Genomic DNA, 21,807 nt, shown 5'->3' on the forward strand with positions numbered 1-21,807 from the left:
ACAAGGAGAGCTGAATGAAAGCCTGGCGCGCGCTGCTTGCCGTGTCCTTCCTGTTGCTTGGTGGCTGTCTGGTGACCTTCAAGGACCCGATTCCCGCCAATGAAGCAGCCCCGATTCCCTTGCTTGGCGAGTGGTCGCGCAAGAATGAGTGGGGCGAGCAGCTGTATCTGCAAATTACCCGCTCCGGCTCTAATGTTTACAAGGCTCGGGCCTATGTCGACAGCCTGGACAACCTCGACAGCGTCGAGGAGTACGGTTTTACCGTGGCCCATCATGGCCGCCGTTGGTACCTGTCGGCGGGGTTGCCGAAAAGCCTGGGGGCGAACTTCGCCATCGCCGGTTTTGAGCTGACCACCAGCAATGAGCTGGTGATCTACAACCTGGATGTCGACCGCATCCTTCAAGAGTTGGAGCAGGGCGCCTTACAGGGCGAGGTAATTGATGGTGCAGAAGGCGATGGCGTGCTGATCAGCAGCCCGCTGGAGCAGGTGTTCAGCTATCTCGACGACCAGGCCAATTCGGATGTGTTTATCGAAGTCGCGCGTTATCAGCGGGCGGGTGACTAGCAGGTTGTGGTGAGGAAAGCATGAACAGTCATACCGGGTTGGACGATTATCAGCTGATCGTGCGCGCGCTATCCGACCGTCTAGTCGACGCGCAGACGCCGATTCGCGTGCTGGATGCGGTGAAATGGGACGACTCGATACGCAGCGAGTTTCTCAAGCACAAAGGCAAGAAACTGCCCGCCGTTGACCGTTCCTACTACGCCAACCGGCCGCTGCCCTTTGATGCGTCGGCGAAGAAGCTGGAATTCCAGAATATCGAGCGCGACATCACTCGCCAGCTCGGCCAGTTCAACCCGGTGGGCAAGATCATGCGGCGCATGTGCCGCGAGTACCGCATGGTCATTCGTATGCTTGAAGCACGCGGCACCGAGGACTTCGGTCTGATCAGCCAGGAACTCTACGGTGCGGCTTCCGACGCCTTCCATGCCGGCGATCCAACCCTGGCCGACCTGGGCCTGATGTTTTCCGACTTCCTGAATAACATCGACAAGCGCGGCGACCTCAAGGACGAAGCCAAGACCCTGACGGCCAAGGAAGCGGTCAGCCTGTTGCAACAGCGCCTGAACAAGGTGTTTGGCGAGGAGGAGGGCACCATTCGGGTGTTTGAGTCTGACGGTATTCTCGCCGATGCGGCCGCCGGTGCCGACTACATCAAGATCCGCGCCGATGCGATGTTCAATGAGCGCGATGTAAAAGCCCTGGAAGTGCACGAGGGCCTGGTGCACGTGGCGACCACCCTGAATGGTCTGAGCCAGCCGGTTTGCACCTTTCTGGCCAAGGGCCCGCCCTCGTCCACGGTGACCCAGGAAGGCCTAGCAATCCTGATGGAGGTGATCACCTTTGCCTCCTACCCAACCCGTTTACGCAAGCTGACCAACCGCACCCGCGCCATTCACATGGCCGAAGAGGGCGCCGATTTCCTGCAAGTGTTCGACTTCTACCGCGAGCAGGGTTTTAGCCAGGAGCAGAGCTACAGCAACGCCAACCGAGTGTTCCGCGGTTCCACCCCCAACGGCCTGCCTTTCACCAAGGACCTGTCCTACTTGAAAGGCTTCATCATGATTTACAACTACATCCAGCTGGCTGTGCGCAAAGGCAAGCTGGAGCAGATTCCGCTGCTGTTCTGCGGCAAGACCACCCTGGAAGACATGCGCTCCTTGCGTCAGCTGGTGGATGAGGGGTTGGTTGTTGCGCCCAAGTACCTGCCACCGCAGTTCAGTGATCTCAACTCGCTGTCGGCCTGGATGTGTTTCTCCAACTTCCTCAATCACCTGAGTTTGGATCGGATCGAAGCCGACTACGCCAATATCCTCTAGGAGCTACTGCGCTCGGATATGCAGCGTTGCGCACGACCTGAAAAATGCTCATTTACAGTCGTAAACTCCGCTTTTCAGATCTTGCGCGCCTTGCCTAACCTTCGCTCGTGACGCTCCTAGCCCTTTAATAGACGATTCGTAGCCCGGATGAAATCCGGGTTGCTCTTCCCGCATTAACAGGAGCTGCGCATGCCCAGTCATCAACTCGACTACGAAATCCTCGGCGCCTCTGCGCAGAGCGTGGAGATCATTCTCGATCCGGGCGAAACAGTGATCGCCGAAGCTGGCGTGATGAATTACATGACCGATGGCATCCGCTTTGAAACACGCATGGGCGATGGCGCGGCCACGGGCTTGCTGGGCAAGCTGTGGGGCATGGGCAAGTGCATGCTGACCGGTGAATCGCTGTTTATGACGCACTTCTCCAATGCCGGTAAAACCCCGGCGCGGGTAGCGTTTGCGGCGCCTTATCCCGGCACCGTGGTGCCGATCCAGTTGGCGGAGCATGGCGGTACGCTGATTTGCCAGAAAGATGCCTTTCTCTGCGCCGCCTATGGCACGGCAGTCGGCATCAGCTTTAACAAGCGTCTGGGCGCCGGTTTCTTCGGTGGTGAAGGGTTTATTCTGCAGAAGCTCGAAGGTGACGGCCTGGCCTTTGTGCATGCCGGTGGCACGGTCATTCGCAAGGAACTGAATAACGAAACCCTGCGTCTGGACACTGGCTGTCTGGTGGCTTTTACCAGTGGCATTGATTACGACATCGCCCTGGCTGGCGGCCTGAAAAGCATGCTGTTCGGCGGCGAGGGGATCCTCCTCGCTACGCTCAAGGGCACTGGTACGGTGTGGGTGCAGAGCCTGCCGTTCTCGCGCCTGGCCGAGCGCATCTATGAAGCGACGTTCAAAGCACGCGAGGAAGTACGCGCTGGCGGCAAATGATGCGGCAATCTGGGCCTTTGCAGGCGTGAATGTTTGCTGCAAGCTGCGCCGCCTGTGCTTAGCACGCTAACTGAAAAATCCGAGAGCCTGTTATGAGTGAAGTTAACCCCATCCCGCTGATCCTCACCGGTATTGGCAGCATCTGCGCCACGGTGGCTGTGCTCAGCTATTACGGCTATCTGCACATCGCCAAGCCAGAAGATGCGTTACTGCTGTCCGAGTTCACCATGCTTAAGACGGTGCCGGGCGAGGACTATAAAGTCTCCCTCAAACCTGCCAGCCAAGTCGCCCAGTGCATTGATGGCGTACTGGTGATGTTTGACCTGGAGCAGAAGGGGCTGAGCGGCGTGCTCGTCGACCGCCGCAAGCAGGCTGTGCGCTGCAGCGAAGGCCAATAACCTCAGTCCGTCTGCTTTTGCTGTTCGCTGAGGCGCTGCAAATGTCGGCGTGACAGGGCGAGGAAGCGCGGTGTGAGGCCGATGTCTTCATACAGCGGGTCGCCCTGTTCATCGCTGGCCACCACTTTGCTGCCCTGAACATAGGGCAGGCTGGCCTCCAGCTCATCAAGCGCGGCACCGAGCAATTCCCCGAGCAGCTCTTCAATGTGGTGCTTGGGGTACATCTCCTGCAGGGCCGCCAGGCGCGCTTCGGCTTCCAGGTCGAGTCGTATCTGATAAGGCGTTGCGCTCAGCCGCCCTTGGGCATTCTCCTGCCAGTGCTGAACAAGCTCGCGAATCTTCATGATGACCTCGTGTCTGTTCTGTGCCCGCCCTGTGAGTCTGGGCTGGGCTGGGCTTGCTTAACTCAGACTAGTGCCTGCCCCGATAAGTGCGGCCGCAGCGTCGCGCACTTGTAAGAAGTTGGCGCGCTGGGCACTCTGGAGGCAGGATCAGCGGAGGCAACACTCATGGCAGAAATCGACGCGCGTCTGCGCGAGGACGTCCACCAGCTCGGCGAACTACTGGGTAACACCATCAGCGTGCAGCATGGCGCTGCCTTTCTCGACAAGATTGAGCGCATTCGCAAGGGCGCTAAGGCCTCGCGCCGCGGTTCGCAGGAGGGTGCAGAGCAACTCAGTGCAACCCTCAATCAACTGGATGATGACGAGCTGCTGCCGGTGGCGCGGGCGTTCAACCAATTTCTCAACCTGGCCAATATCGCCGAGCAGTACCACCGTGTACGCCGCCGCGCGCCGGGTGAAGCGCAGCCGTTTGAAGACAATATGCTTGCCGATCTACTGCAGCGGTTATCCAGCAACGGCCACAAAGGCGATGCGCTGGCCCGTCAGTTCGGCCGCCTGGATATCGAGCTGGTGCTGACCGCACACCCCACCGAAGTGGCGCGGCGCACCCTGATTCAGAAATACGATGCAATGGCCGAACAGTTGGCGGCCGGCGACCATAGTGACCTTTCGGCGGCCGAGCGTGAGCAGGTCAAACAGCGCCTGCAACGGCTGATTGCCGAAGCCTGGCACACCGAGGAAATCCGCCGCAGCCGGCCCAGCCCGGTGGATGAAGCCAAATGGGGCTTTGCGGTGATCGAGCATTCGCTCTGGCATGCCATCCCCAATGTGCTGCGCAAGGCCGATCAGGTGCTGCATAGCGCCACCGGGTTGCACCTGCCGCTTGACGCCGCACCGATTCGCTTCGCCTCGTGGATGGGCGGCGACCGTGACGGCAACCCGAATGTCACCGCAAGCATTACCCGCGAAGTGCTGCTGCTGGCGCGCTGGATGGCGGCGGATCTGTACTTGCGCGATGTCGATAACCTGGCCGCCGATCTGTCCATGCAGAAGGCAAGCCCGGCGCTGCTGGCGCGGGTAGGCGAGAGCGCCGAGCCCTATCGCAGCCTGCTCAAGCAGCTGCGTGAGCGTCTGCGCGCCACCCGCAGCTGGGCTCAGGCCGCGCTGCATGAACACGTGCCGACGTCTGCAGCCGTGCTGCAGGACAATCGCGAGCTGCTGGAGCCGTTGACCCTGTGTTACCAGTCGCTGCATGAATGCGGCATGGGCGTGATCGCTGATGGCCCGTTGCTCGATTGCCTGCGCCGCGCGGCGACCTTCGGGCTGTTTCTGGTGCGTCTGGATGTGCGTCAGGACTCCAGCCGCCACGCCGCCGCCATGAGCGAAATCACCGATTATCTCGGCCTGGGCCGTTACGCCGAGTGGGATGAAGAGGCGCGCCTGGCGTTTCTACTGAAAGAGCTGGAAAACCGCCGGCCGCTGCTGCCGGGGCATTTCAAACCCAGCGGCGAAACCGCGGAGGTGCTGGCCACCTGCCGTGAAGTGGCCAGTGCGCCTGCCGCATCCCTGGGTTCCTACGTGATCTCCATGGCCGGTGCGGCTTCCGATGTGCTGGCAGTGCAACTGCTACTCAAGGAAGCCGGGTTGCAACGGCCGATGCGCGTGGTGCCGCTGTTTGAAACCCTCGCCGATCTGGACAACGCCGGTCCGGTGATCAGCCGGCTGCTGGCGCTGCATGGCTACCGCGCGCGCTTGCACGGGCCGCAGGAAGTGATGATCGGTTACTCCGACTCCGCCAAGGACGCTGGCACCACTGCGGCGGCCTGGGCGCAGTACCGTGCCCAGGAAACCCTGGTGCAGGTGTGCCGTGAACAGGATGTCGAGCTGCTGCTGTTTCACGGCCGCGGCGGTACGGTGGGGCGTGGCGGTGGCCCGGCACATGCGGCGATTCTGTCGCAGCCGCCCGGTTCGGTGACGGGGCGTTTCCGCACCACCGAGCAGGGTGAAATGATTCGTTTCAAATTCGGCCTGCCAGATATCGCCGAACAAAACCTCAATCTCTACCTGGCGGCAGTGTTGGAAGCCACCTTGTTACCGCCGCCCAGCCCGGAACCGGCCTGGCGCGAGCTGATGGACAAACTGGCCAGCGATGGCGTCAGCGCCTACCGCGCGGTGGTGCGCGAACACCCGTTATTCGTCGACTATTTCCGCCAGGCTACGCCGGAGCAGGAGTTGGGCCGCTTGCCTCTGGGCAGCCGCCCGGCCAAGCGTCGCGAGGGTGGCGTCGAGAGCCTGCGCGCGATTCCGTGGATTTTCGCCTGGACGCAAACGCGCCTGATGCTGCCGGCCTGGCTGGGCTGGGAAGCGGCGCTGGACAATGCCTTGCAGCGCGGCGAAGGCGAGCTGCTCGGGCAGATGCGCGAGCACTGGCCGTTCTTTCGCACCCGTATCGACATGCTGGAGATGGTGCTGGCCAAGGCTGACGAGTCCATCGCCCAGTTGTATGACGAGCGGTTGGTCGAGCCAGCCCTGCGTCCGCTGGGTGAGCATCTACGCGGCCTATTGTCGCAGGCGGTGGTCGCAGTGCTGGGTTTGACCGGGCAGTCGCAGCTCTTGGCGCACAGCCCGGAAACCCTGGAGTCGATCAGTGTGCGCAACACCTACCTGGACCCGCTACACCTGCTCCAGGCCGAGCTACTAGCACGCTCCCGGCTGCGCGACAATCAGGCCGACAGCCCTCTGGAACAGGCCTTGCTGGTCAGTGTGGCGGGAATTGCGGCGGGGTTACGTAACACCGGCTAGGCGTATTGCAGAGGGCGGAGGGGGCTTTCGCTGGTGCATATGTAGTGCGCTGGCGAAAGCACTACCTTTCAGAGGTGGTCGCAGGTGTATCCGACTTTCGGTGGCTTGTGCGCTATGGGTGCGCTGTGTATCTTGAGCGGCCTTTCGGCACTCTGGCCCAGTTTGGCAGCGCTGCTTGAACAATTCTGAGATTGGCCCCACGAGGCGAGTCCGACGATTTTTACTTAAATCTTGAGGAGCACATCGATGCGCGTGATTTTGCTGGGGGCGCCCGGTGCCGGTAAAGGTACCCAAGCTGGTTTCATCACCAAGAAGTTTGGTATTCCGCAAATCTCCACCGGTGACATGCTGCGTGCTGCGGTCAAGGCTGGCACTGAATTGGGCCTGGTTGCCAAAAGCGTGATGGACAGCGGTGGTCTGGTCTCCGATGACCTGATCATCAATCTGGTCAAGGAGCGTATCGCCCAAGCCGATTGCGCCAATGGTTTCCTCTTTGATGGCTTCCCGCGCACCATTCCTCAGGCTGAAGCCCTGAAGGAAGCCGGCGTGGTCATCGACAACGTGGTCGAAATTGCCGTTGATGACGAAGAAATCGTCGGCCGTATCGCGGGTCGTCGCGTGCACCCTGCATCGGGCCGCGTCTACCACACCGAGCACAATCCGCCGAAAGTCGCCGGTATTGACGATGAAACCGGTGAAGCGCTGATCCAGCGTGATGACGACAAAGAAGAAACCGTACGTCATCGCCTGTCGGTCTACCACTCGCAGACCAAACCACTGGTGGACTTCTATCAGAAGCTCGCTGCCGCTGACGGCACGCCGAAGTACAGCGCCATCGCAGGCGTTGGCTCGGTCGACGAGATCACTGCCAAGGTGCTTGCTGCGCTCAGCTAAGCCTTGCTGCAGTCAGCCAACGGCCCGCTTTTGCGGGCCGTTGTCGTTTCTGCGGTTGGCGCGCTGGACTCGCTGAGCGTCGTTCATGGAACAGTAACCTTGCTCGCCTAAGTTAGCATCGGCTTGGTCTATACCAAGATGGACTGGTTGTAGGCATTAAGCCTTTACTCATACGAAGGAAGAGAGCGCATTCAATGACCGAGAAAACAGCAAAGAGTGCCATCTGGTTGGGCCTTGCGTTAGCGCTGGTGGGGAGTCCTGCGACCTTCGCCGAGACTCCGGCGAAGCCCAAGACCGACTGCAGCGTTGCCGAGTTCACCATGGGGCTGCGCTTCCAGCAGCAATCGGCGGAAGTTCAGGCCCTGCAGCTGCAGGCGTACAACATCGCGACGCTGAAGCTGGATGCGGCAGTGGCCGCAGCGAAAGATCCGTCCAAGCTGGCCATCGTTACCGACCTGGATGAAACCGTTATTGATAACAGCGCCCTGCTTGCGCGTGATCTGGCCAACTGTCACACCTATGACGGCTGGGACACCTGGCTGCCTTGGGAGCGTGACGGTACCCCTGCGCAGATTCCAGGTGCGAAGCAATTTCTTGAGCACGCCGACAAGCTCGGGGTGACCATTCGCTACATCTCTGATCGCGCCGATGAGCAGAAGAAGTACACCCTGGCCACGCTGAGCAAGCTCGGGCTGCCGCAAATCTCTGAAGAAAGCGTGCTGTTGCTGGGGCCGCCTAAAGTGGAACGTCGCGCCATCGTCAGTGCAGATCATCAGATCGTGTTGCTGCTGGGGGACACCCTGCATGACTTCGATGGACGTTTCCGCAAGACGCCGCTCGCCGATCAACGCGCTACCGTGGCCGCCGAAGCAGGCAAATGGGGCACCGAATGGATCGTCTTCCCCAACGCGAGTTACGGCACTTGGTCCAAAGCGCCGTTGCAAGGTTGGGATGCCAAGACCGTTATTCAGCCTTGGTAAGCACGCTTCAGTCAGGCAACAGCGGGCCTGTTGTGGCTCGCTGCAGGCTTGTGGTGCTGTGAGTTCGCTCGCGTGACAGGCGCGGGCGGCAGTGATTGCGCTGGAAAAAAAAGCCTCAAGCCGGTCTAATGCCCGTCCATTTCGTCACCTGTCCGACCGCAATGACCACTCTCCTGGCCCTGGATACTGCCACCGAAGCCTGCTCCGTTGCCCTGCTGCATAACGGTCAGGTGCTCAGCCACTACGAAGTGATTCCGCGCCTGCACGCCCAGCGTCTGCTGCCCATGATCAAGCAGCTGCTGGCCGATGCCGAGGTGCCGTTGTCGGCGCTCGACGCAATTGCCTTTGGCCGCGGTCCTGGTGCTTTTACCGGTGTGCGGATTGCCATTGGCGTGGTGCAGGGGTTGGCGTTTGCCCTGGAGCGTCCGGTGCTGCCGGTGTCCAATCTGGCCGTGCTAGCGCAGCGCAGCTTGCGTGAGCATGGCGCGCAGCAGGTGGCTGCAGCCATTGATGCACGTATGGATGAAGTCTATTGGGGATGCTACCGCGCTGAGCAGGGCGAAATGCGCCTGGCCGGCGTCGAGGCTGTATTGCCTCCGGAACGTGCCAGCCTGCCGGGTTATGCTAGCGGCGACTGGTTTGCTGCCGGTACTGGTTGGGGCACCTTTGCAGCGCGTATTCCAGTTGCCGTCAGCGGGCAGGATGCCGCCATGCTGCCGCATGCCGAAGACCTGCTCAGCCTGGCGCGCTTTGCCTGGGCGCGTGGTGAGGCGCTGGACGCTGACCTGGCGCAGCCGGTTTACCTGCGGGATCAAGTGGCCACGCCCAAAGCCTCGGTTTAAACCGCTGGGTACCGGCGCACCTTCTGTCGCGCATATTGTCGCGTTGCACCGCGCTTGATTGCCAAGCCGCTCTACGGGGGCTAAATTGCCATCACTTGTGTCCATCGTTGGCTAAGCAAGCCGAGCAGTAACTGATGCGTATCGACGGTTTTACCTCCTCTTATTCGCCAGACCGCAGTGCCCGCTCGGGCTCTGCGGTTACGCCATTTCGCGAAGCACAGCGCGAGATTGAGGAACGTCGCGAGCAGCCTGCATCACCCGCCAGTACCCAGGGCTTTGAGCCAGTAGCCCAAACGCGCAAGGTTGAAGCCAGTAATGCCAGCAGCGACAGCCTGCCTTCGCGCCTGCAAGACCAGCTGTATCAACCGCCACTGAACAACCGCGCCGCCCAGGCGTTGGCCAGCTACAGCTCAACCGCCAGTTTCGCCAGCGAGGCGGATGCCCAGCAGGTTATGGGCCTCGACCTCTACGCCTAGAACCCCTGCGAAACTACTGCGTTCGGCCATGCCGCGTTGATATCAGCCTCGTCGTACTCATATACAACTCGTACACTGCTTCCCTCAGCTGATTTCGTCTTTGCTCGCTACCTTTCTCAACGGTCTTCGAATTGATCTTGCCTTACTACCTCGGTTGCCCGTCATGGAGCGAGCCCGCCTGGCGCGGTTTTTTGTATCCAGAAGGCAGTCGCAGCGCCGACTTTCTGCCGTTGTATGCCCAGGTGTTCAATGCCGTTGAGGGCAATACCACCTTCTACGCAAAGCCTTCCGTCGATACCGTGGCCCGTTGGGCCGAGCGCATGCCGGCGCATCTGCGCTTTTGCGCCAAGCTGCCGCGTGAGATCAGTCATAACGGCGACCTGCGTGACCAGCTGAGCGCCACCGAAGATTTTCGCCGCCTATTGGCGCCGTTGGGTAAGCGGGTCGCGCCGTTCTGGCTGCAACTGCCCGCAAGCTTCGGGCCGCAGCGTCTGGCGGAGCTGAGCGCTTTTATCGAGCCTTGGCAGGCCGAGGAGCTGGCCGTCGAGGTGCGCCATCCGGCGTTCTTTGCCAAAGGCGAGGAGGAGCGCAGCCTCAATCGTCTACTGCATGGTCGCGGTATCGAGCGTATCTGCCTGGATTCACGGGCGCTGTTCAGCTGTGTATCCAGCGCGCCAGCCGTATTGCATGCGCAGGCCAAGAAACCGCGTCTGCCGCTGCGGCCCACGGCCTTTAGTCAGGCCCCGCAGCTACGCTTTATCGGTCATCCCGAGTTGCTGGCCAATGATCCCTTTATGGCGCCTTGGCTGGACAAGGTGGCGGGCTGGATCGAAGAAGGGCGCACGCCCTACGTCTTCCTACATACCTCGGATAATCGCCTGGCTCCGCAGCTAGCACAGCGTTTCCACCAGCAATTGATGCAGCGTTTGCCAGGGTTGCCAGCCTTACCTCAGGTGCAGGTCGAGGACGAGGTCGAGCAGTTGGGCCTGCTCTGATAGGCTGCGCTCCATGACTTTATTCCGTGCTTTTCTGCTTCTCTGTGTAGTGCTCGCCGGCCTGTTGCTGGCGATTTGGCGTGGCTGGCTGGATGTGCCGCCGCGCTGGAATCCCTGGGCGGTGCTGGATATTCGCGAAACGCCGAACCTGGTGACCAGCTTCAAGCTCTGGCGGTTGCAGGATGATCCCGCGCTGTGCCAGCAGGCGTTGAACACCTCTTCACTGCGCTTTACCCCGCAAGCCGACAGCAGCCCAGAGGTGGCGTGCCCGCTGAACAATACCCTGCGCGTACACAGCTCCGGCGTTGCTTTCAGCAGCAGCTTTATCGCCAGCTGCCCGCTGGCAGCGGCCTTTGCTCTGTTTGAACAGCATGATCTGCAGCCAACTGCCCAGGCAGTGTTTGGTCAGCGCGTGGCGCGGGTCGAGCATGTGGGTAGTTTCGCCTGCCGCACTATTGCCGGCAGTCAGCGGCGCAGCCAACATGCCTCGGCCAATGCGCTGGATATCGTCGGGTTTCGCCTGGCTGATGGGCGGCGCATCAGCGTGCTGCAGGATTGGCCCAAAGAGGGCAAGAACGCCGAGTTTCTACGCCAGGTGCAGCAGGGGGCTTGTCGACGATTCAATACCACCTTGGGGCCGGAATACAACGCGGCCCATCGCGACCACTTTCATGTGGATATGGGGTTATGGCGCATGTGCCGCTAAGAACCTGGTTCGGATCAGCTGCGCGTCGGCGATCCTGCGTTAGAAATGGCCTCGGACTGCTCATTTACAACCCGTAAACTCCGCGCCCTCAGCCATTTCTGCCTTGTCTCGCTCTAGCTCGCGAGATCGGAACACAGGTTCTGAAAGCGTCCCTACGGGCCGCTTTGACTTAACGCTGCGCCAACAATAGGTCGGCAGCCTGGCCGCTGCGGCCGTCGGCGAATTCGAAGCGGCCGAGTTGGGCGATTTCGTCGTAGGCGCCCAGGGCAATCTTCACGTCGCGTGCCTGCAGGTCAATCGCACTGACCCCGGCCTCACTCAGCGACTGACTGGATTGCCGGCCCTGAGCATCGAAGCGCAACAGGCTCAGGCGCTCGAAGATCGCATCCTGGCTGTCGATACGGCCATCGCCGTTGTCATCGTATTTGCGCAGTTCGGCAAAGCCGTTGGCTGCGCCATTCTGGTCGCCAAACAGCTCGCGACCATCATCAATGCGGCCGTTAGCGTTGCGGTCATAAGCGAGCAGGGCATCGTCGCCGGTGGGCACGCTGATCTGGTCGAGCTTACCGTCGGCATCCAGATCGAAGCGTACCGAGCGGGCCAGGCCGCTGGTGCTGAAGCCGTTGCCGGCTAGGTCCAGCACCAGAGGGTCGGTTTTCTGCGGTTCTGCGTTGATACTGACATTCAGCTCTAGCTCGCGTTGGGCTGCCATTTCCTGAAAATCACTGGCCTGGGCGGTGACAGCGGGCGGCTCGCTGGGCGTTTCCGGCGCCTTGGCAGGCGCTTCGGCTTCCACTTCATCGGGCATCAGGGTGCGCCGCAGAATTTGGTAATTCAGCGACGTGCGTTTGCCATCCTCCAGCGTCTCGCTGATTGAACTGGTATTAGCGGCCGACGGCGCGACGCTGCGTGGGGCGGAAATTACATCGAACATGGCGAACTCGGTGCGGCTGGAAGCTGCCGGGTCTGGCAAAATGCCGCTCAGGCAGGTTATCGGCCGCTGTGACGGTCAATTGAGTGATTTTGAGCACATTTTCTGATGAGTGATGAGCGGCTAATAGCCAGAGTTCGTATGCAAGCCCTCGCTACCCATTTGCAGGCGGCGGCTGAAGCCTGGGCCGCGCGCCTGGGTTTACCGCTGGAGGGCGACAGCGAGTTTGCCCTGCAACTGGGTGAGGGCGGCTTGCAGCTGGTGGAGCTGGGCCCGCAAGCGCCGGGGCCGGTGAGAGTGGATTTTGTCGAAGGCGCTGTGGCGCATCGCCGGCTGTTCGGCGGAGGCAGCGGGCAGATGATCGCCAAGGCGGTTGGGGTGCAGGCTGGGGTGCGCCCGACTGTGCTGGACGCCACGGCCGGCCTGGGTCGTGATGCCTTTGTGCTGGCCAGTCTGGGTTGCCGCATGACTTTGATCGAGCGCCAGCCGCTGATTGCCGCGCTGCTGGAAGATGGTCTCGCGCGTGCGGCGCTGGATCGCGATGTGGCGCCGATTGCTGCGCAGATGCAGTTGCTCAATGGTAATGCCATCGAGCTGATGCACGCCTGGCAGGGCGAGCCGCCGCAGGTGATCTACCTCGACCCGATGTTCCCGCACCGCGACAAGAGCGCGCTGGTGAAGAAGGAGATGCGCCTGTTCCGGCCCTTTGTTGGCGATGACCTGGATGCGCCCGCATTGCTTGAAGCGGCGCTGAATCTGGCCAGCCATCGGGTGGTGGTCAAGCGTCCGCGCAAGGCCCCGCTGATTGAAGGCGCCAAGCCGGGTTATGCCCTGGAAGGCAAATCCAGTCGCTACGACATCTACCCGAAGAAGAAGCTGCAGCCAGCCAGCGAATAACGCTGGCGACACCTTGCGCTAGCAGGCCGTTGAAAAACTACCTACGTTGCCATCGCGGCGTTAAAAACAGGCTCAAAATGCTCATTTACAACTTGTAAACTCCGCTTTTTCGCCTGTTTTTGCCTTGCGCTGGCTGCCTCGCCTACGTTTTTCAACGGACTGCTACTCGGCGCGGAAGGCACGCAGAAAAACGTCTACCGCATCGCGCACATGGGCTTCGGCCTCGTTGCCTTGCAGGGCCTCGCCACAGCCGATCAGCAGACGGAAGTTGGCGCCGCCCTTGATCAGGCAGAAGAACTGATCGGCAGCGTTCAGCGGGTCGGGTACGCGCAGCTTGCCGCTCTGGTCGGCGCTGCGTAGCAGCTCTTCCATGCCGTACAGCACACGCTGTGGGCCGGCTTCATAGAACATCCGCGACAGCGTCGAGTCCTGCGCCGCCAGGCTCACCATCACCCTGTGCAGCTCCACGGACTCACGGCTGTTGATCAGCAGGTTAAAGCCGCGACCAATGTTCAGCAGCGTCTGCGCAATAGGTACCTGGTCATCCAGTTCGAAGAGCAGCTCGGGTAGTTGCTCTTCGCATTTGGACTTCACGGCTTCAGCGAACAGCTTCTCCTTGTCGGTGAAGTGGCTGTACACCGTGAGCTTGGAAACCCCGGCTTCCGCGGCAATTGCGTCCATGCTGCTACCGTCATAACCATTGCTAAGAAACAGGGTCTTCGCCGCTTCCAGAATGGCTTTGCGCTTGGCCAGATCTTTGGGTCGGCCGGGGCCGCTGGGTGGCAACACTTTGTTTGGCATTGGTCGTTTTTAATACTGGACTAGTGAGTTTGCTATTTTTACTATACCCGCCAGTATAAATATTCAAAAGCCTCCACAAAGGTTAGTCATCATGTTTCGTCATGCACTGTCTGTTGCGTTGCCTGTCAGTCTTATCCTGTTGCTCGGCGCTTGCGGTAATGGCGAGCCCGCCAAGGTTGCCGTGCGCCCGGCCATGGTGGTGCAGCCGCAACTGGCTGGCGACCTGATGAATGCCTACCCCGGTGAGGTGCGTGCGCGCCTGGAGCCGGAGCTGGCGTTCCGTATCGGTGGCAAGGTGGCCAAGCGCCTGGTTGATGTGGGCGCGCGGGTGAAGAAGGACCAGCCGCTGGCCGAACTGGACCCGCAGGACGTGCGTCTGCAGCTGGAGGCTATCCGCGCCCAAGTGGCGGCGGCCGAGGCCAACTTGCAGCTGGTACGTGCCGAGCGTGACCGCTACAAAACCCTGCTGGCGCGTAACCTGGTCAGCCGCTCGCAGTATGACAATGCCGAAAACACCTACCGCTCTGGTGAGGCGCGCCTGAAACAAGTGCGTGCTGAATTCAACGTGGCTAACAACCAGGCTGGTTACGCGGTACTGCGCGCGTCCCAGGACGGTGTGGTGGCGCGGCGGATGGTTGAAGTCGGTCAGGTGGTAGCCGCTGGGCAAACCGTGTTCACCCTGGCTGCGGATGGCGAGCGGGAAGTGTTGATCAACCTGCCGGAGCAAGCCTTCGAGCGCTTTAAGGTCGGTCAGGATGTGGCGGTTGAACTGTGGTCGCAGCCGGATCAGCGCTTCCCGGGGCGCATCCGTGAGATGTCGCCATCGGCCGATCCGCAATCGCGCACCTTCGCTGCCCGCGTGGCCTTCGTGGAAGGCAAGGTGCCGGCCGAACTGGGCCAGAGCGCCCGCGTATTTATCGCCCACAACGGCGACGTGCCGCTGGCCGTGCCGCTGTCGGCCGTGACAGCCGAGAAGGGCCAGCCCTATGTCTGGGTGGTCGACCCCAAGGATTCCACCCTCAAGCGCACCGACGTGCGCATTGGTGCCTACGGTGAGAAAACCGTGCCGATACTCGAAGGCCTGCAAGCCACTGATTGGGTGGTAGCGGCCGGTGGTCAGGTATTGCGTGAAGGCCAGCAGGTGCGTCCGGTAGACCGCGACAACCGTGCGGTGCAGTTGACGGCCAAGGCCGACCTGACGGTCGAGGAGTAAGCCCGATGGATTTCAACCTCTCCGCCTGGGCGCTGCGTAACCGCCAGATCGTCCTGTACCTCATGCTGCTGCTGGCTGTAGTCGGCGCTATTTCCTACACCAAGCTGGGCCAGAGCGAAGACCCGCCCTTTACCTTCAAGGCCATGGTGGTGCGCACCAACTGGCCAGGGGCGAGCGCCGAAGAGGTGGCCCGTCAGGTCACTGAGCGCATCGAAAAGAAGCTGATGGAGACCGGCGACTACGACAAGATCGTCTCGTTCTCGCGTCCGGGTGAATCTCAGGTGACCTTTATCGCCCGTGATTCGATGCATTCCGCCGACATTCCTGACCTGTTCTATCAGGTGCGTAAAAAGGTCAGCGATATTCGCCACACCTTGCCCCAGGGTATTCAGGGGCCGTTCTATAACGATGAATTCGGCACCACCTTCGGCAATATCTACGCACTGACCGGTGAAGGCTTCGACTACGCCGTGCTCAAGGATTACGCCGACCGCGTCCAGCTGCAGCTGCAGCGGGTCAAGGACGTCGGCAAGGTCGATCTGCTTGGTTTACAGGACGAGAAGGTGTGGATCGAACTGTCCAACACCAAGTTGGCGACCCTTGGCCTGCCACTGGCGGCCGTGCAGCAGGCGTTGGAGGAACAGAACGCGGTGGCCGCCGCCGGCTTCTTCGAAACCGCCTCGGATCGCGTGCAACTGCGCGTCACCGGGCGTTTTGAAACGGTTGATGAAATCCGTAACTTCCCGATTCGCGTGGCCGACCGTACGTTCCGCATCTCTGATGTAGCCGAGGTTAAGCGCGGCTTCAATGATCCACCCGCGCCGCGCATGCGCTACATGGGTGAAGACGCCATCGGCCTGGCGGTGTCGATGAAGGCCGGTGGCGACATTCTGGTGCTGGGCGAGGCCCTGGAGGGTGAGTTCGCTCGCCTGCAGGAAACCCTGCCGGCCGGCATGCAACTGAACAAAGTGTCGGATCAGCCAGCAGCGGTGAAGACGGGCGTCGGTGAGTTCGTTCGCGTGCTCACCGAAGCGGTGATCATCGTGCTGCTGGTGAGCTTTTTCTCTCTCGGCCTGCGCACCGGTCTGGTGGTGGCGCTGTCGATTCCGCTGGTGTTGGCGATGACCTTCGCCGCCATGTACTACCTGGGCATTGGCCTACACAAGATTTCCCTCGGCGCGCTGGTGCTGGCGCTGGGCCTGATGGTGGATGACGCGATCATTGCCGTGGAGATGATGGCGATCAAGATGGAGCAGGGATACGACCGCATTAAAGCGGCCAGTTATGCCTGGACCAGCACTGCTTTCCCCATGCTCACCGGCACCCTGATTACCGCCGCCGGCTTCCTGCCGATTGCCACGGCGCAGTCGGGCACTGGCGAATACACCCGCTCGATCTTCCAGGTGGTGGCGATTGCCCTGCTGGTGTCGTGGATCGCTGCTGTGGTGTTTGTACCGTACCTCGGCGCCAAACTGTTGCCTGATCTGGCCAAGCTGCATGCGGCCAAGCATGGCGGCAGCGCCGATGGCCACGACCCCTATGGCACGCCGTTCTACCGGCGCGTGCGTACGGCGGTGGAGTGGTGCGTACGCCGGCGTAAAACCGTGATCCTGCTGACCATCGGCCTGTTTGTTGCCTCGATCGTGCTGTTCCGCTTTGTCCCGCAGCAGTTCTTCCCGGCTTCCGGCCGTCTGGAGCTGATGGTCGACCTCAAACTCAGCGAAGGCGCTTCCCTGGCCGCCACCGAAGAGCAGGCCAAGCGTCTGGAGCAGCTGCTCAGCGGTCACGAAGGCATCGACAACTTCGTCGCCTACGTCGGCACCGGCTCGCCGCGCTTCTACCTGCCGCTGGACCAGCAACTGCCGGCCGCCAGCTTTGCCCAGTTCGTGGTACTGGCGAAAAGCATCGAAGACCGCGAGAAGATCCGCACCTGGCTGATTGATGTGCTGCAGGACGAGTTCCCAACTCTGCGCACCCGTATCGCCCGCCTGGAAAACGGCCCGCCCGTGGGGTATCCGGTGCAGTTTCGCGTTTCCGGCGAGCATATCGACGAAGTGCGCCAGCTGGCCCGTCAGGTCGCCGACAAGGTGCGTGAGAACAGCCACGTGACCAACGTGCACCTGGACTGGGAAGAGCCAAGCAAGGTGGTGCGCCTGAACATCGATCAGGAGCGCGCCCGCGCCCTGGGCGTCAGCACTGCCGACCTGTCGCGCTTCCTGCAAAGTTCGCTGACCGGCTCGCCAGTCAGTCAGTACCGCGAAGGCAACGAGCTGATCGAAATCCTCCTGCGCGGCACCTTGAGTGAGCGTCAGGAACTCGGTTTGCTGCCAAGCCTGGCGGTGCCCACCGACAATGGCCGCAGCGTGCCGCTGTCGCAGATCGCCACCCTGGAGTACGGCTTCGAGGAAGGCATCATCTGGCACCGCAACCGCCTGCCAACCGTCACCGTGCGCGCTGATGTGTACGGCAAGGAGCAGCCGGCCAGCCTGATCAAACAGATCCTGCCGACCCTTGAGCCGGTGCGTGCGCAACTGCCGGACGGCTACCAGCTGGATGTTGGCGGCACCGTGGAGGATTCCAGCCGTGGCCAGGCTTCGGTAAACGCCGGTATTCCGCTGTTTATCGTGGTGGTGCTGACCCTGCTGATGCTGCAGCTGAAAAGCTTTTCGCGCTCGGCCATGGTGTTCCTCACCGCGCCGCTGGGGCTGATCGGCGTGACGCTGTTCCTGCTGATCTTCCGCCAGCCGTTCGGCTTTGTGGCCATGCTCGGCACCATCGCCCTGTCGGGGATGATCATGCGCAACTCGGTGATTCTGGTCGACCAGATCGAGCAGGACATCGCCTCGGGCATGGACCGCTGGCACGCGATTATCGAAGCCACCGTGCGGCGCTTCCGGCCTATCGTGCTGACGGCTTTGGCCGCCGTACTGGCGATGATCCCGCTGTCGCGCAGCGTGTTCTTCGGGCCAATGGCGGTTGCCATCATGGGCGGTCTGATCGTCGCCACCGCGCTAACCCTGCTGTTCCTGCCGGCGTTGTATGCGGCGTGGTTCCGGGTTAAGGAAGTGGAGGCGAAACCAGCCTGAATCGGCGCTTGATGATGTGAAAAAGCCAGGCTCAGCGCCTGGCTTTTTTATGCCTTTCGGTTAGGGCGCTTGCTGGGCTGCTGTCAAAAATATGCAACTACCTGCAGCTGCGCTTGAACAGGTTATGCAGCGATTACAGTCTGTTACAGAGGCGTGCAGAGTGTTTTGGCGAATTATCTGCTTACGTTTCGTCGTTTTTGTTTGACATATTTTACGTATTTGCCAGACTGCGCGACCTTGAACGGGCGCGTGCAGCTACCCGTCAAAAATGGTCATAACAAAAACCTGTAGCCCATCGTTACGTCCTGCGCAGCCTGCGTGGGCCATGCATGCGGTGGGCTGACGTCTGTGGAACGGGAAAGCATGCTGATCTGGTTCGTTGCGCTCTATTTGCTGGTGACTGTCGCCATCGGTTTCTACGCCTCCACCCGGGTGCACAACACCCGCGATTTCGCCTCTGGTGGTCGTAGCATGGGCTTCCCCATCGTCGCCGCCATGGTGTTCGCCACCTGGTTTGGCAGCGAGGCGGTACTGGGGATTCCTGCCACCTTCCTTGAGGAAGGCTTCGCCGGGATCATCGAAGACCCGTTCGGCTCCTTCGGTTGCCTGTTCCTGGTCGGCCTGATCATCGCCCGGCCGCTGTACCGGATGAACCTGCTGACCATCGGCGACTACTTCAAGAAGCGCTTCGGCCCGCAGGTCGAGCTGATCATCAGCCTGGTCATCGTCATGTCCTACCTGGGCTGGATCGCCGCGCAGCTGATCGCGCTGGGCCTGGTGTTCAACGTCATCTCCGACGGCAGCATCAGCACCACCCAGGGCATGTTCCTCGGCACCTTTATCGTGCTGCTGTACACCTTGTTTGGCGGCATGTGGTCGATTGCCCTGACCGACTTCTTCCAGATGATCATCATCGTCGTCGGCCTGATCTACCTGGTCTGGCTGTTCAGCGACATGGCCGGCGGCGCCGATCTGGTGATCAGCAAGGCGGCCAGCGAAGGCAAGTTCACCTTTATGCACGCCTTCGAGCCCAAGGACATCGTCGCCTTTATCGGCGCGGCGGTGACCATGATGCTCGGCTCCATCCCGCAGCAGGACGTGTACCAGCGTGTGATGTCGGCCAAGAGCGAGAACATCGCCGCGCGCGCCTCGATGACCGGTGCGGTGTTCTACCTCGGCTTCTGCATGCTGCCGGTGTTTCTGGTCTACGCCGCCTCGATGATCGACCCGGCGCTGGTCGAGAAGTGGCTGGCCGAAGATTCGCAGATGATTCTGCCGCTGCTGATCCTCGACAAGACGCCGCTGTTCGCCCAGATCATGTTCTTCGGCGCGCTGCTCTCGGCCATCATGTCCACCGCCTCCGGCACCTTGCTGGCGCCGTCGGTGACCCTGACCGAGAACGTGCTCAAGCGTTTCCTGCCGGTGCTTAACGACAAGCAGTTCCTGCTGCTGATGCGCGTCACCATCGTGGTCTGCGCGGCGGCGACCCTGAGCTTTGCCCTGTATTCCGATGCGAGCATCTACGAGATGGTCGGCAACGCCTACAAGGTGACCCTGGTAGCGGCCGTGGTGCCGTTGTTTGCCGGGTTGTTCTGGAAACGCGCGACCACCCAGGGTGCGCTGGTGGCCATCGCTTTTGGTCTGGTGTCGTGGATTTACCTGGAATACACCTGGAGCGAAGCCGCCTTCTGGCCGCCACAGCTGGCGGGCCTGCTGTTCAGCATGGCCGGTATGTTGATTGGCACGCTGCTGCCGCAGTGGAGCCGTAATCACAACGGCACGCTGGTGGCGCAGGCGGAATAAGCCTGGCGCTTGGCCGACAAAACCCCGCTGATTGGCGGGGTTTTGTTTTTCGGCCCCGGCGAGGGCATATCGCCTTTGTAGGAGCGGCCCATGGCCGCGAGCTTTGTTGTTTCTGATTGGTATTGATGTGGCTGGTTTTGTGTCTTTGTATACGCCGCTTATGTGTTGGCCGGGCTAAAGGTTCCGCCCTTACGGCGGCTCACTTTTGGCAAACGCCCCAAAAGTAAGCAAAAAGTCTTGCCCCTTGCATCCGGCCCGACTTCGTCGGGTTCCCTCGCTCCATCATTGCTCCAGGGGCCGGCGTACAAGGGCCGTCCCTGGCCCTTTACGCCTCTCGCCGCATCCATGCGGCTCGCTCCCTTCCGCAACGATTCCACTCGGCCTGCTGATGGGGCGTTTGTCCTGGCGCTAGCGGATTGGTTCGGCGGCGCAGCGAGTTGGCTTTTGATTTGTAGGATGGGGGGAGCGCAGCGATACCCATCAATCAACCGCATGGGTATCGCGCGGCTCAACCCATCCTACGAATGTTCGCCGACCCTGTAGGAGCGGGCTTGCCCGCGATGCTTTTGCTTCTGCTTTTGCCTTTCGCTCTGCCTTCCACAAATCGCCCAAACAACGCGGTCCACAAATCCCGTCAGGAGGCCGAGCATAGGTGCTGTGGAGAGGGGCGTTTGGCATGGATACCAAACGAGGAGCGATGGGCCAGGGATGGCCCACCGTGACGACCCTCGGAGCAGCGCCGGAACGAGGGAAGTTAAGCGCAGCGAAACCCGGATGCCGGGCGCGCTTTCTCTTTGGTTACTTTCTTCGCGAGTAAAGAGATACGGAGCGAAGCGCAGTAACAGCCGAAGGCTGGCCCGCAGGGTGAGCGCAGCGAATCAAGTGACTCGCCGTAAGGGCGAAAAGGTGATTCACGGCCAATACATATGCGGCGGGCGTTAGAAGCTTGATGGGTATCGCTTCGCTCAACCCACCCAACGAGTGGCGTGCTGATAATGAAAACGTGACGTAGTGAACGTTTGGGTTTCCCTGCCCATACCTTTGCGGCATGATCCGGTATCGCTGATGGCTTATTGCCACGCACTGCTGGAGTCAAGGATGGCCCGTCGTAGCAAAACATCCCCCTTCGAAGACCTGATCTTTATTGCCTCGCGCCTACCCTGGTGGCTTAGCCTGCTGATCGCTTTGGCCGCCTGGCTGTACTTCCATTCCGTCGCTATTAGCCCACCGCCTACCGCCACCGATCCCAAGCAGTTTGCCTCGGCCATGACCGGGCAAATGTGGCGAACCTTCGCCATGTTTCTGCAATACATCGTGCCCGTAGCATTTATCTTCGGCGCGATTGGCTCGGTATTCGCCCGCGCCAAGCGGCGCAAGTTGCTGGACGATGTTGCCAATGCCACACGCCCCGGCAAAACCGTTGAAGGCATCAACTGGCAGCAGTTTGAACAACTGGTTGGCGAGGCCTTTCGCCGGCAGGGCTTTACCGTCACGGAAAGCGGCGGCAATGGGCCGGATGGCGGTATTGATCTGATTCTGCACAAAGGCAGCGAAAAGCATCTGGTGCAATGCAAGCAGTGGCGCGCTACCAAGGTTGGCGTTGCAGTAGTGCGTGAGTTCTTCGGGCTGATCGCTGCAGAAGGTGCCACCGGCGGCTTTGTGGTGACCTCCGGCAGCTTTACCGCAGATGCTAAGGATGGTCTGAAGTAGTCCTGTATTTTCAGTCGACTTCAGCCGTCGCCGATTTTGAAAGCAGCAAACCAATCAAAAACGATCAGATCACCCGCTCATTTCAGTGTTTCTGGCCGCCGCGATAACCTC

At 60.9% G+C, this 21,807-nt stretch carries 19 protein-coding genes; 16 read left to right on the forward strand and 3 right to left on the reverse strand.

Annotated features, from left to right (window positions below; genetic code table 11):
* Window positions 1-14 precede the first annotated feature (14 nt).
* From HBN63_RS19500 to HBN63_RS19515, 4 genes are all read left to right on the forward strand, one after another.
* On the forward strand, window positions 15-566 hold the full coding sequence (locus tag HBN63_RS19500) for a hypothetical protein (protein ID WP_090248542.1): 552 nt from the start codon (window positions 15-17) through the stop codon (window positions 564-566).
* Window positions 567-586: 20 nt separating this feature from the next.
* Window positions 587-1,882 carry a flavohemoglobin expression-modulating QEGLA motif protein gene (locus HBN63_RS19505; protein ID WP_170050554.1) on the forward strand — a complete coding sequence of 432 codons (1,296 nt, stop codon included), beginning with the start codon at window positions 587-589 and terminating at the stop codon, window positions 1,880-1,882.
* A 189-nt stretch (window positions 1,883-2,071) separates the two neighbouring features.
* The gene (locus tag HBN63_RS19510) at window positions 2,072-2,818 is read left to right on the forward strand and encodes a TIGR00266 family protein (RefSeq protein ID WP_170050555.1); all 747 of its coding nucleotides are present in this window, start codon (window positions 2,072-2,074) and stop codon (window positions 2,816-2,818) included.
* Window positions 2,819-2,910: 92 nt separating this feature from the next.
* Window positions 2,911-3,216 carry a hypothetical protein gene (locus HBN63_RS19515; protein ID WP_090248537.1) on the forward strand — a complete coding sequence of 102 codons (306 nt, stop codon included), beginning with the start codon at window positions 2,911-2,913 and terminating at the stop codon, window positions 3,214-3,216.
* Window positions 3,217-3,218: 2 nt separating this feature from the next.
* Here the strand turns inward: HBN63_RS19515 and HBN63_RS19520 are convergent, their stop codons facing one another.
* Complete coding sequence (locus HBN63_RS19520; RefSeq protein WP_090248535.1) at window positions 3,219-3,560, reverse strand: pilin assembly protein; 342 nt, start codon at window positions 3,558-3,560, stop codon at window positions 3,219-3,221.
* Between the two features lie 165 nt (window positions 3,561-3,725).
* On the opposite strand from HBN63_RS19520, the gene ppc reads away from it, so the two are divergent.
* From ppc to HBN63_RS19555, 7 genes are all read left to right on the forward strand, one after another.
* Window positions 3,726-6,362, forward strand: a complete 2,637-nt coding sequence (gene ppc, locus HBN63_RS19525; protein WP_090248534.1) for a phosphoenolpyruvate carboxylase — start codon at window positions 3,726-3,728, stop codon at window positions 6,360-6,362.
* Window positions 6,363-6,608: 246 nt separating this feature from the next.
* Entirely contained in the window at window positions 6,609-7,256 is a 648-nt protein-coding gene (gene adk / locus HBN63_RS19530) for an adenylate kinase (RefSeq protein ID WP_090248532.1), read from the forward strand.
* Window positions 7,257-7,450: 194 nt separating this feature from the next.
* Window positions 7,451-8,236 (forward strand): HAD family acid phosphatase, encoded by a 786-nt coding sequence (locus HBN63_RS19535; RefSeq protein WP_170050556.1) that lies wholly within the window; start codon window positions 7,451-7,453, stop codon window positions 8,234-8,236.
* Between the two features lie 161 nt (window positions 8,237-8,397).
* Complete coding sequence (gene tsaB / locus HBN63_RS19540) at window positions 8,398-9,078, forward strand: tRNA (adenosine(37)-N6)-threonylcarbamoyltransferase complex dimerization subunit type 1 TsaB (RefSeq protein ID WP_170050557.1); 681 nt, start codon at window positions 8,398-8,400, stop codon at window positions 9,076-9,078.
* Window positions 9,079-9,212: 134 nt separating this feature from the next.
* The gene (locus HBN63_RS19545) at window positions 9,213-9,554 is read left to right on the forward strand and encodes a hypothetical protein (protein ID WP_090248529.1); all 342 of its coding nucleotides are present in this window, start codon (window positions 9,213-9,215) and stop codon (window positions 9,552-9,554) included.
* 134 nt (window positions 9,555-9,688) lie between these two features.
* The gene (locus HBN63_RS19550) at window positions 9,689-10,549 is read left to right on the forward strand and encodes a DUF72 domain-containing protein (RefSeq protein ID WP_170050567.1); all 861 of its coding nucleotides are present in this window, start codon (window positions 9,689-9,691) and stop codon (window positions 10,547-10,549) included.
* Window positions 10,550-10,562: 13 nt separating this feature from the next.
* Window positions 10,563-11,255: an extensin family protein gene (locus HBN63_RS19555; RefSeq protein ID WP_170050558.1), complete on the forward strand. Its 693-nt coding sequence runs from the start codon at window positions 10,563-10,565 to the stop codon at window positions 11,253-11,255.
* Between the two features lie 169 nt (window positions 11,256-11,424).
* Here HBN63_RS19555 and HBN63_RS19560 read toward each other — a convergent pair whose 3' ends face one another.
* Complete coding sequence (locus HBN63_RS19560; protein ID WP_262499046.1) at window positions 11,425-12,189, reverse strand: hypothetical protein; 765 nt, start codon at window positions 12,187-12,189, stop codon at window positions 11,425-11,427.
* 105 nt (window positions 12,190-12,294) lie between these two features.
* On the opposite strand from HBN63_RS19560, the gene HBN63_RS19565 reads away from it, so the two are divergent.
* Window positions 12,295-13,083, forward strand: a complete 789-nt coding sequence (locus tag HBN63_RS19565; RefSeq protein WP_170050559.1) for a class I SAM-dependent methyltransferase — start codon at window positions 12,295-12,297, stop codon at window positions 13,081-13,083.
* A gap of 162 nt (window positions 13,084-13,245) precedes the next feature.
* Here the strand turns inward: HBN63_RS19565 and HBN63_RS19570 are convergent, their stop codons facing one another.
* Complete coding sequence (locus HBN63_RS19570; protein WP_170050560.1) at window positions 13,246-13,884, reverse strand: TetR/AcrR family transcriptional regulator; 639 nt, start codon at window positions 13,882-13,884, stop codon at window positions 13,246-13,248.
* 91 nt (window positions 13,885-13,975) lie between these two features.
* On the opposite strand from HBN63_RS19570, the gene HBN63_RS19575 reads away from it, so the two are divergent.
* The 4 genes from HBN63_RS19575 (at window position 13,976) to HBN63_RS19590 (ending at window position 21,696) form a co-directional block, all read left to right on the forward strand.
* Window positions 13,976-15,097, forward strand: coding sequence for an efflux RND transporter periplasmic adaptor subunit (locus HBN63_RS19575; RefSeq protein ID WP_170050561.1), 1,122 nt, complete (start codon window positions 13,976-13,978; stop codon window positions 15,095-15,097).
* Window positions 15,098-15,102: 5 nt separating this feature from the next.
* Window positions 15,103-18,183, forward strand: a complete 3,081-nt coding sequence (locus HBN63_RS19580; RefSeq protein WP_170050562.1) for an efflux RND transporter permease subunit — start codon at window positions 15,103-15,105, stop codon at window positions 18,181-18,183.
* Between the two features lie 363 nt (window positions 18,184-18,546).
* A complete protein-coding gene (locus HBN63_RS19585) occupies window positions 18,547-19,986 on the forward strand; it encodes a sodium:solute symporter family protein (protein ID WP_170050563.1) in 1,440 nt (479 codons plus the stop codon).
* Between the two features lie 1,098 nt (window positions 19,987-21,084).
* Window positions 21,085-21,696 carry a restriction endonuclease gene (locus tag HBN63_RS19590; protein WP_170050564.1) on the forward strand — a complete coding sequence of 204 codons (612 nt, stop codon included), beginning with the start codon at window positions 21,085-21,087 and terminating at the stop codon, window positions 21,694-21,696.
* The last annotated feature ends 111 nt before the right edge of the window (window positions 21,697-21,807 follow it).

Source organism: Pseudomonas sp. WS 5011 (assembly GCF_012985775.1).
Taxonomy (GTDB): Bacteria; Pseudomonadota; Gammaproteobacteria; order Pseudomonadales; family Pseudomonadaceae; genus Aquipseudomonas; species Aquipseudomonas peli.

What these genes read in the sequence shown, in the direction of transcription:
- HBN63_RS19515 (WP_090248537.1), top strand. Translation starts at nt 2,911, where the DNA reads ATGAGTGAAGTTAACCCCATCCCGCTGATCCTCACCGGTATTGGCAGC.
- tsaB (WP_170050557.1), top strand. Translation starts at nt 8,398, where the DNA reads ATGACCACTCTCCTGGCCCTGGATACTGCCACCGAAGCCTGCTCCGTT.
- HBN63_RS19590 (WP_170050564.1), top strand. Translation starts at nt 21,085, where the DNA reads ATGGCCCGTCGTAGCAAAACATCCCCCTTCGAAGACCTGATCTTTATT.
- HBN63_RS19560 (WP_262499046.1), bottom strand. Translation starts at nt 12,189, where the DNA reads ATGTTCGATGTAATTTCCGCCCCACGCAGCGTCGCGCCGTCGGCCGCT.
- HBN63_RS19585 (WP_170050563.1), top strand. Translation starts at nt 18,547, where the DNA reads ATGCTGATCTGGTTCGTTGCGCTCTATTTGCTGGTGACTGTCGCCATC.
- ppc (WP_090248534.1), top strand. Translation starts at nt 3,726, where the DNA reads ATGGCAGAAATCGACGCGCGTCTGCGCGAGGACGTCCACCAGCTCGGC.
- HBN63_RS19505 (WP_170050554.1), top strand. Translation starts at nt 587, where the DNA reads ATGAACAGTCATACCGGGTTGGACGATTATCAGCTGATCGTGCGCGCG.
- HBN63_RS19575 (WP_170050561.1), top strand. Translation starts at nt 13,976, where the DNA reads ATGTTTCGTCATGCACTGTCTGTTGCGTTGCCTGTCAGTCTTATCCTG.
- HBN63_RS19535 (WP_170050556.1), top strand. Translation starts at nt 7,451, where the DNA reads ATGACCGAGAAAACAGCAAAGAGTGCCATCTGGTTGGGCCTTGCGTTA.
- HBN63_RS19580 (WP_170050562.1), top strand. Translation starts at nt 15,103, where the DNA reads ATGGATTTCAACCTCTCCGCCTGGGCGCTGCGTAACCGCCAGATCGTC.
- HBN63_RS19565 (WP_170050559.1), top strand. Translation starts at nt 12,295, where the DNA reads ATGAGTGATGAGCGGCTAATAGCCAGAGTTCGTATGCAAGCCCTCGCT.
- HBN63_RS19520 (WP_090248535.1), bottom strand. Translation starts at nt 3,560, where the DNA reads ATGAAGATTCGCGAGCTTGTTCAGCACTGGCAGGAGAATGCCCAAGGG.
- HBN63_RS19510 (WP_170050555.1), top strand. Translation starts at nt 2,072, where the DNA reads ATGCCCAGTCATCAACTCGACTACGAAATCCTCGGCGCCTCTGCGCAG.
- HBN63_RS19545 (WP_090248529.1), top strand. Translation starts at nt 9,213, where the DNA reads ATGCGTATCGACGGTTTTACCTCCTCTTATTCGCCAGACCGCAGTGCC.
- HBN63_RS19500 (WP_090248542.1), top strand. Translation starts at nt 15, where the DNA reads ATGAAAGCCTGGCGCGCGCTGCTTGCCGTGTCCTTCCTGTTGCTTGGT.
- HBN63_RS19570 (WP_170050560.1), bottom strand. Translation starts at nt 13,884, where the DNA reads ATGCCAAACAAAGTGTTGCCACCCAGCGGCCCCGGCCGACCCAAAGAT.
- HBN63_RS19555 (WP_170050558.1), top strand. Translation starts at nt 10,563, where the DNA reads ATGACTTTATTCCGTGCTTTTCTGCTTCTCTGTGTAGTGCTCGCCGGC.
- adk (WP_090248532.1), top strand. Translation starts at nt 6,609, where the DNA reads ATGCGCGTGATTTTGCTGGGGGCGCCCGGTGCCGGTAAAGGTACCCAA.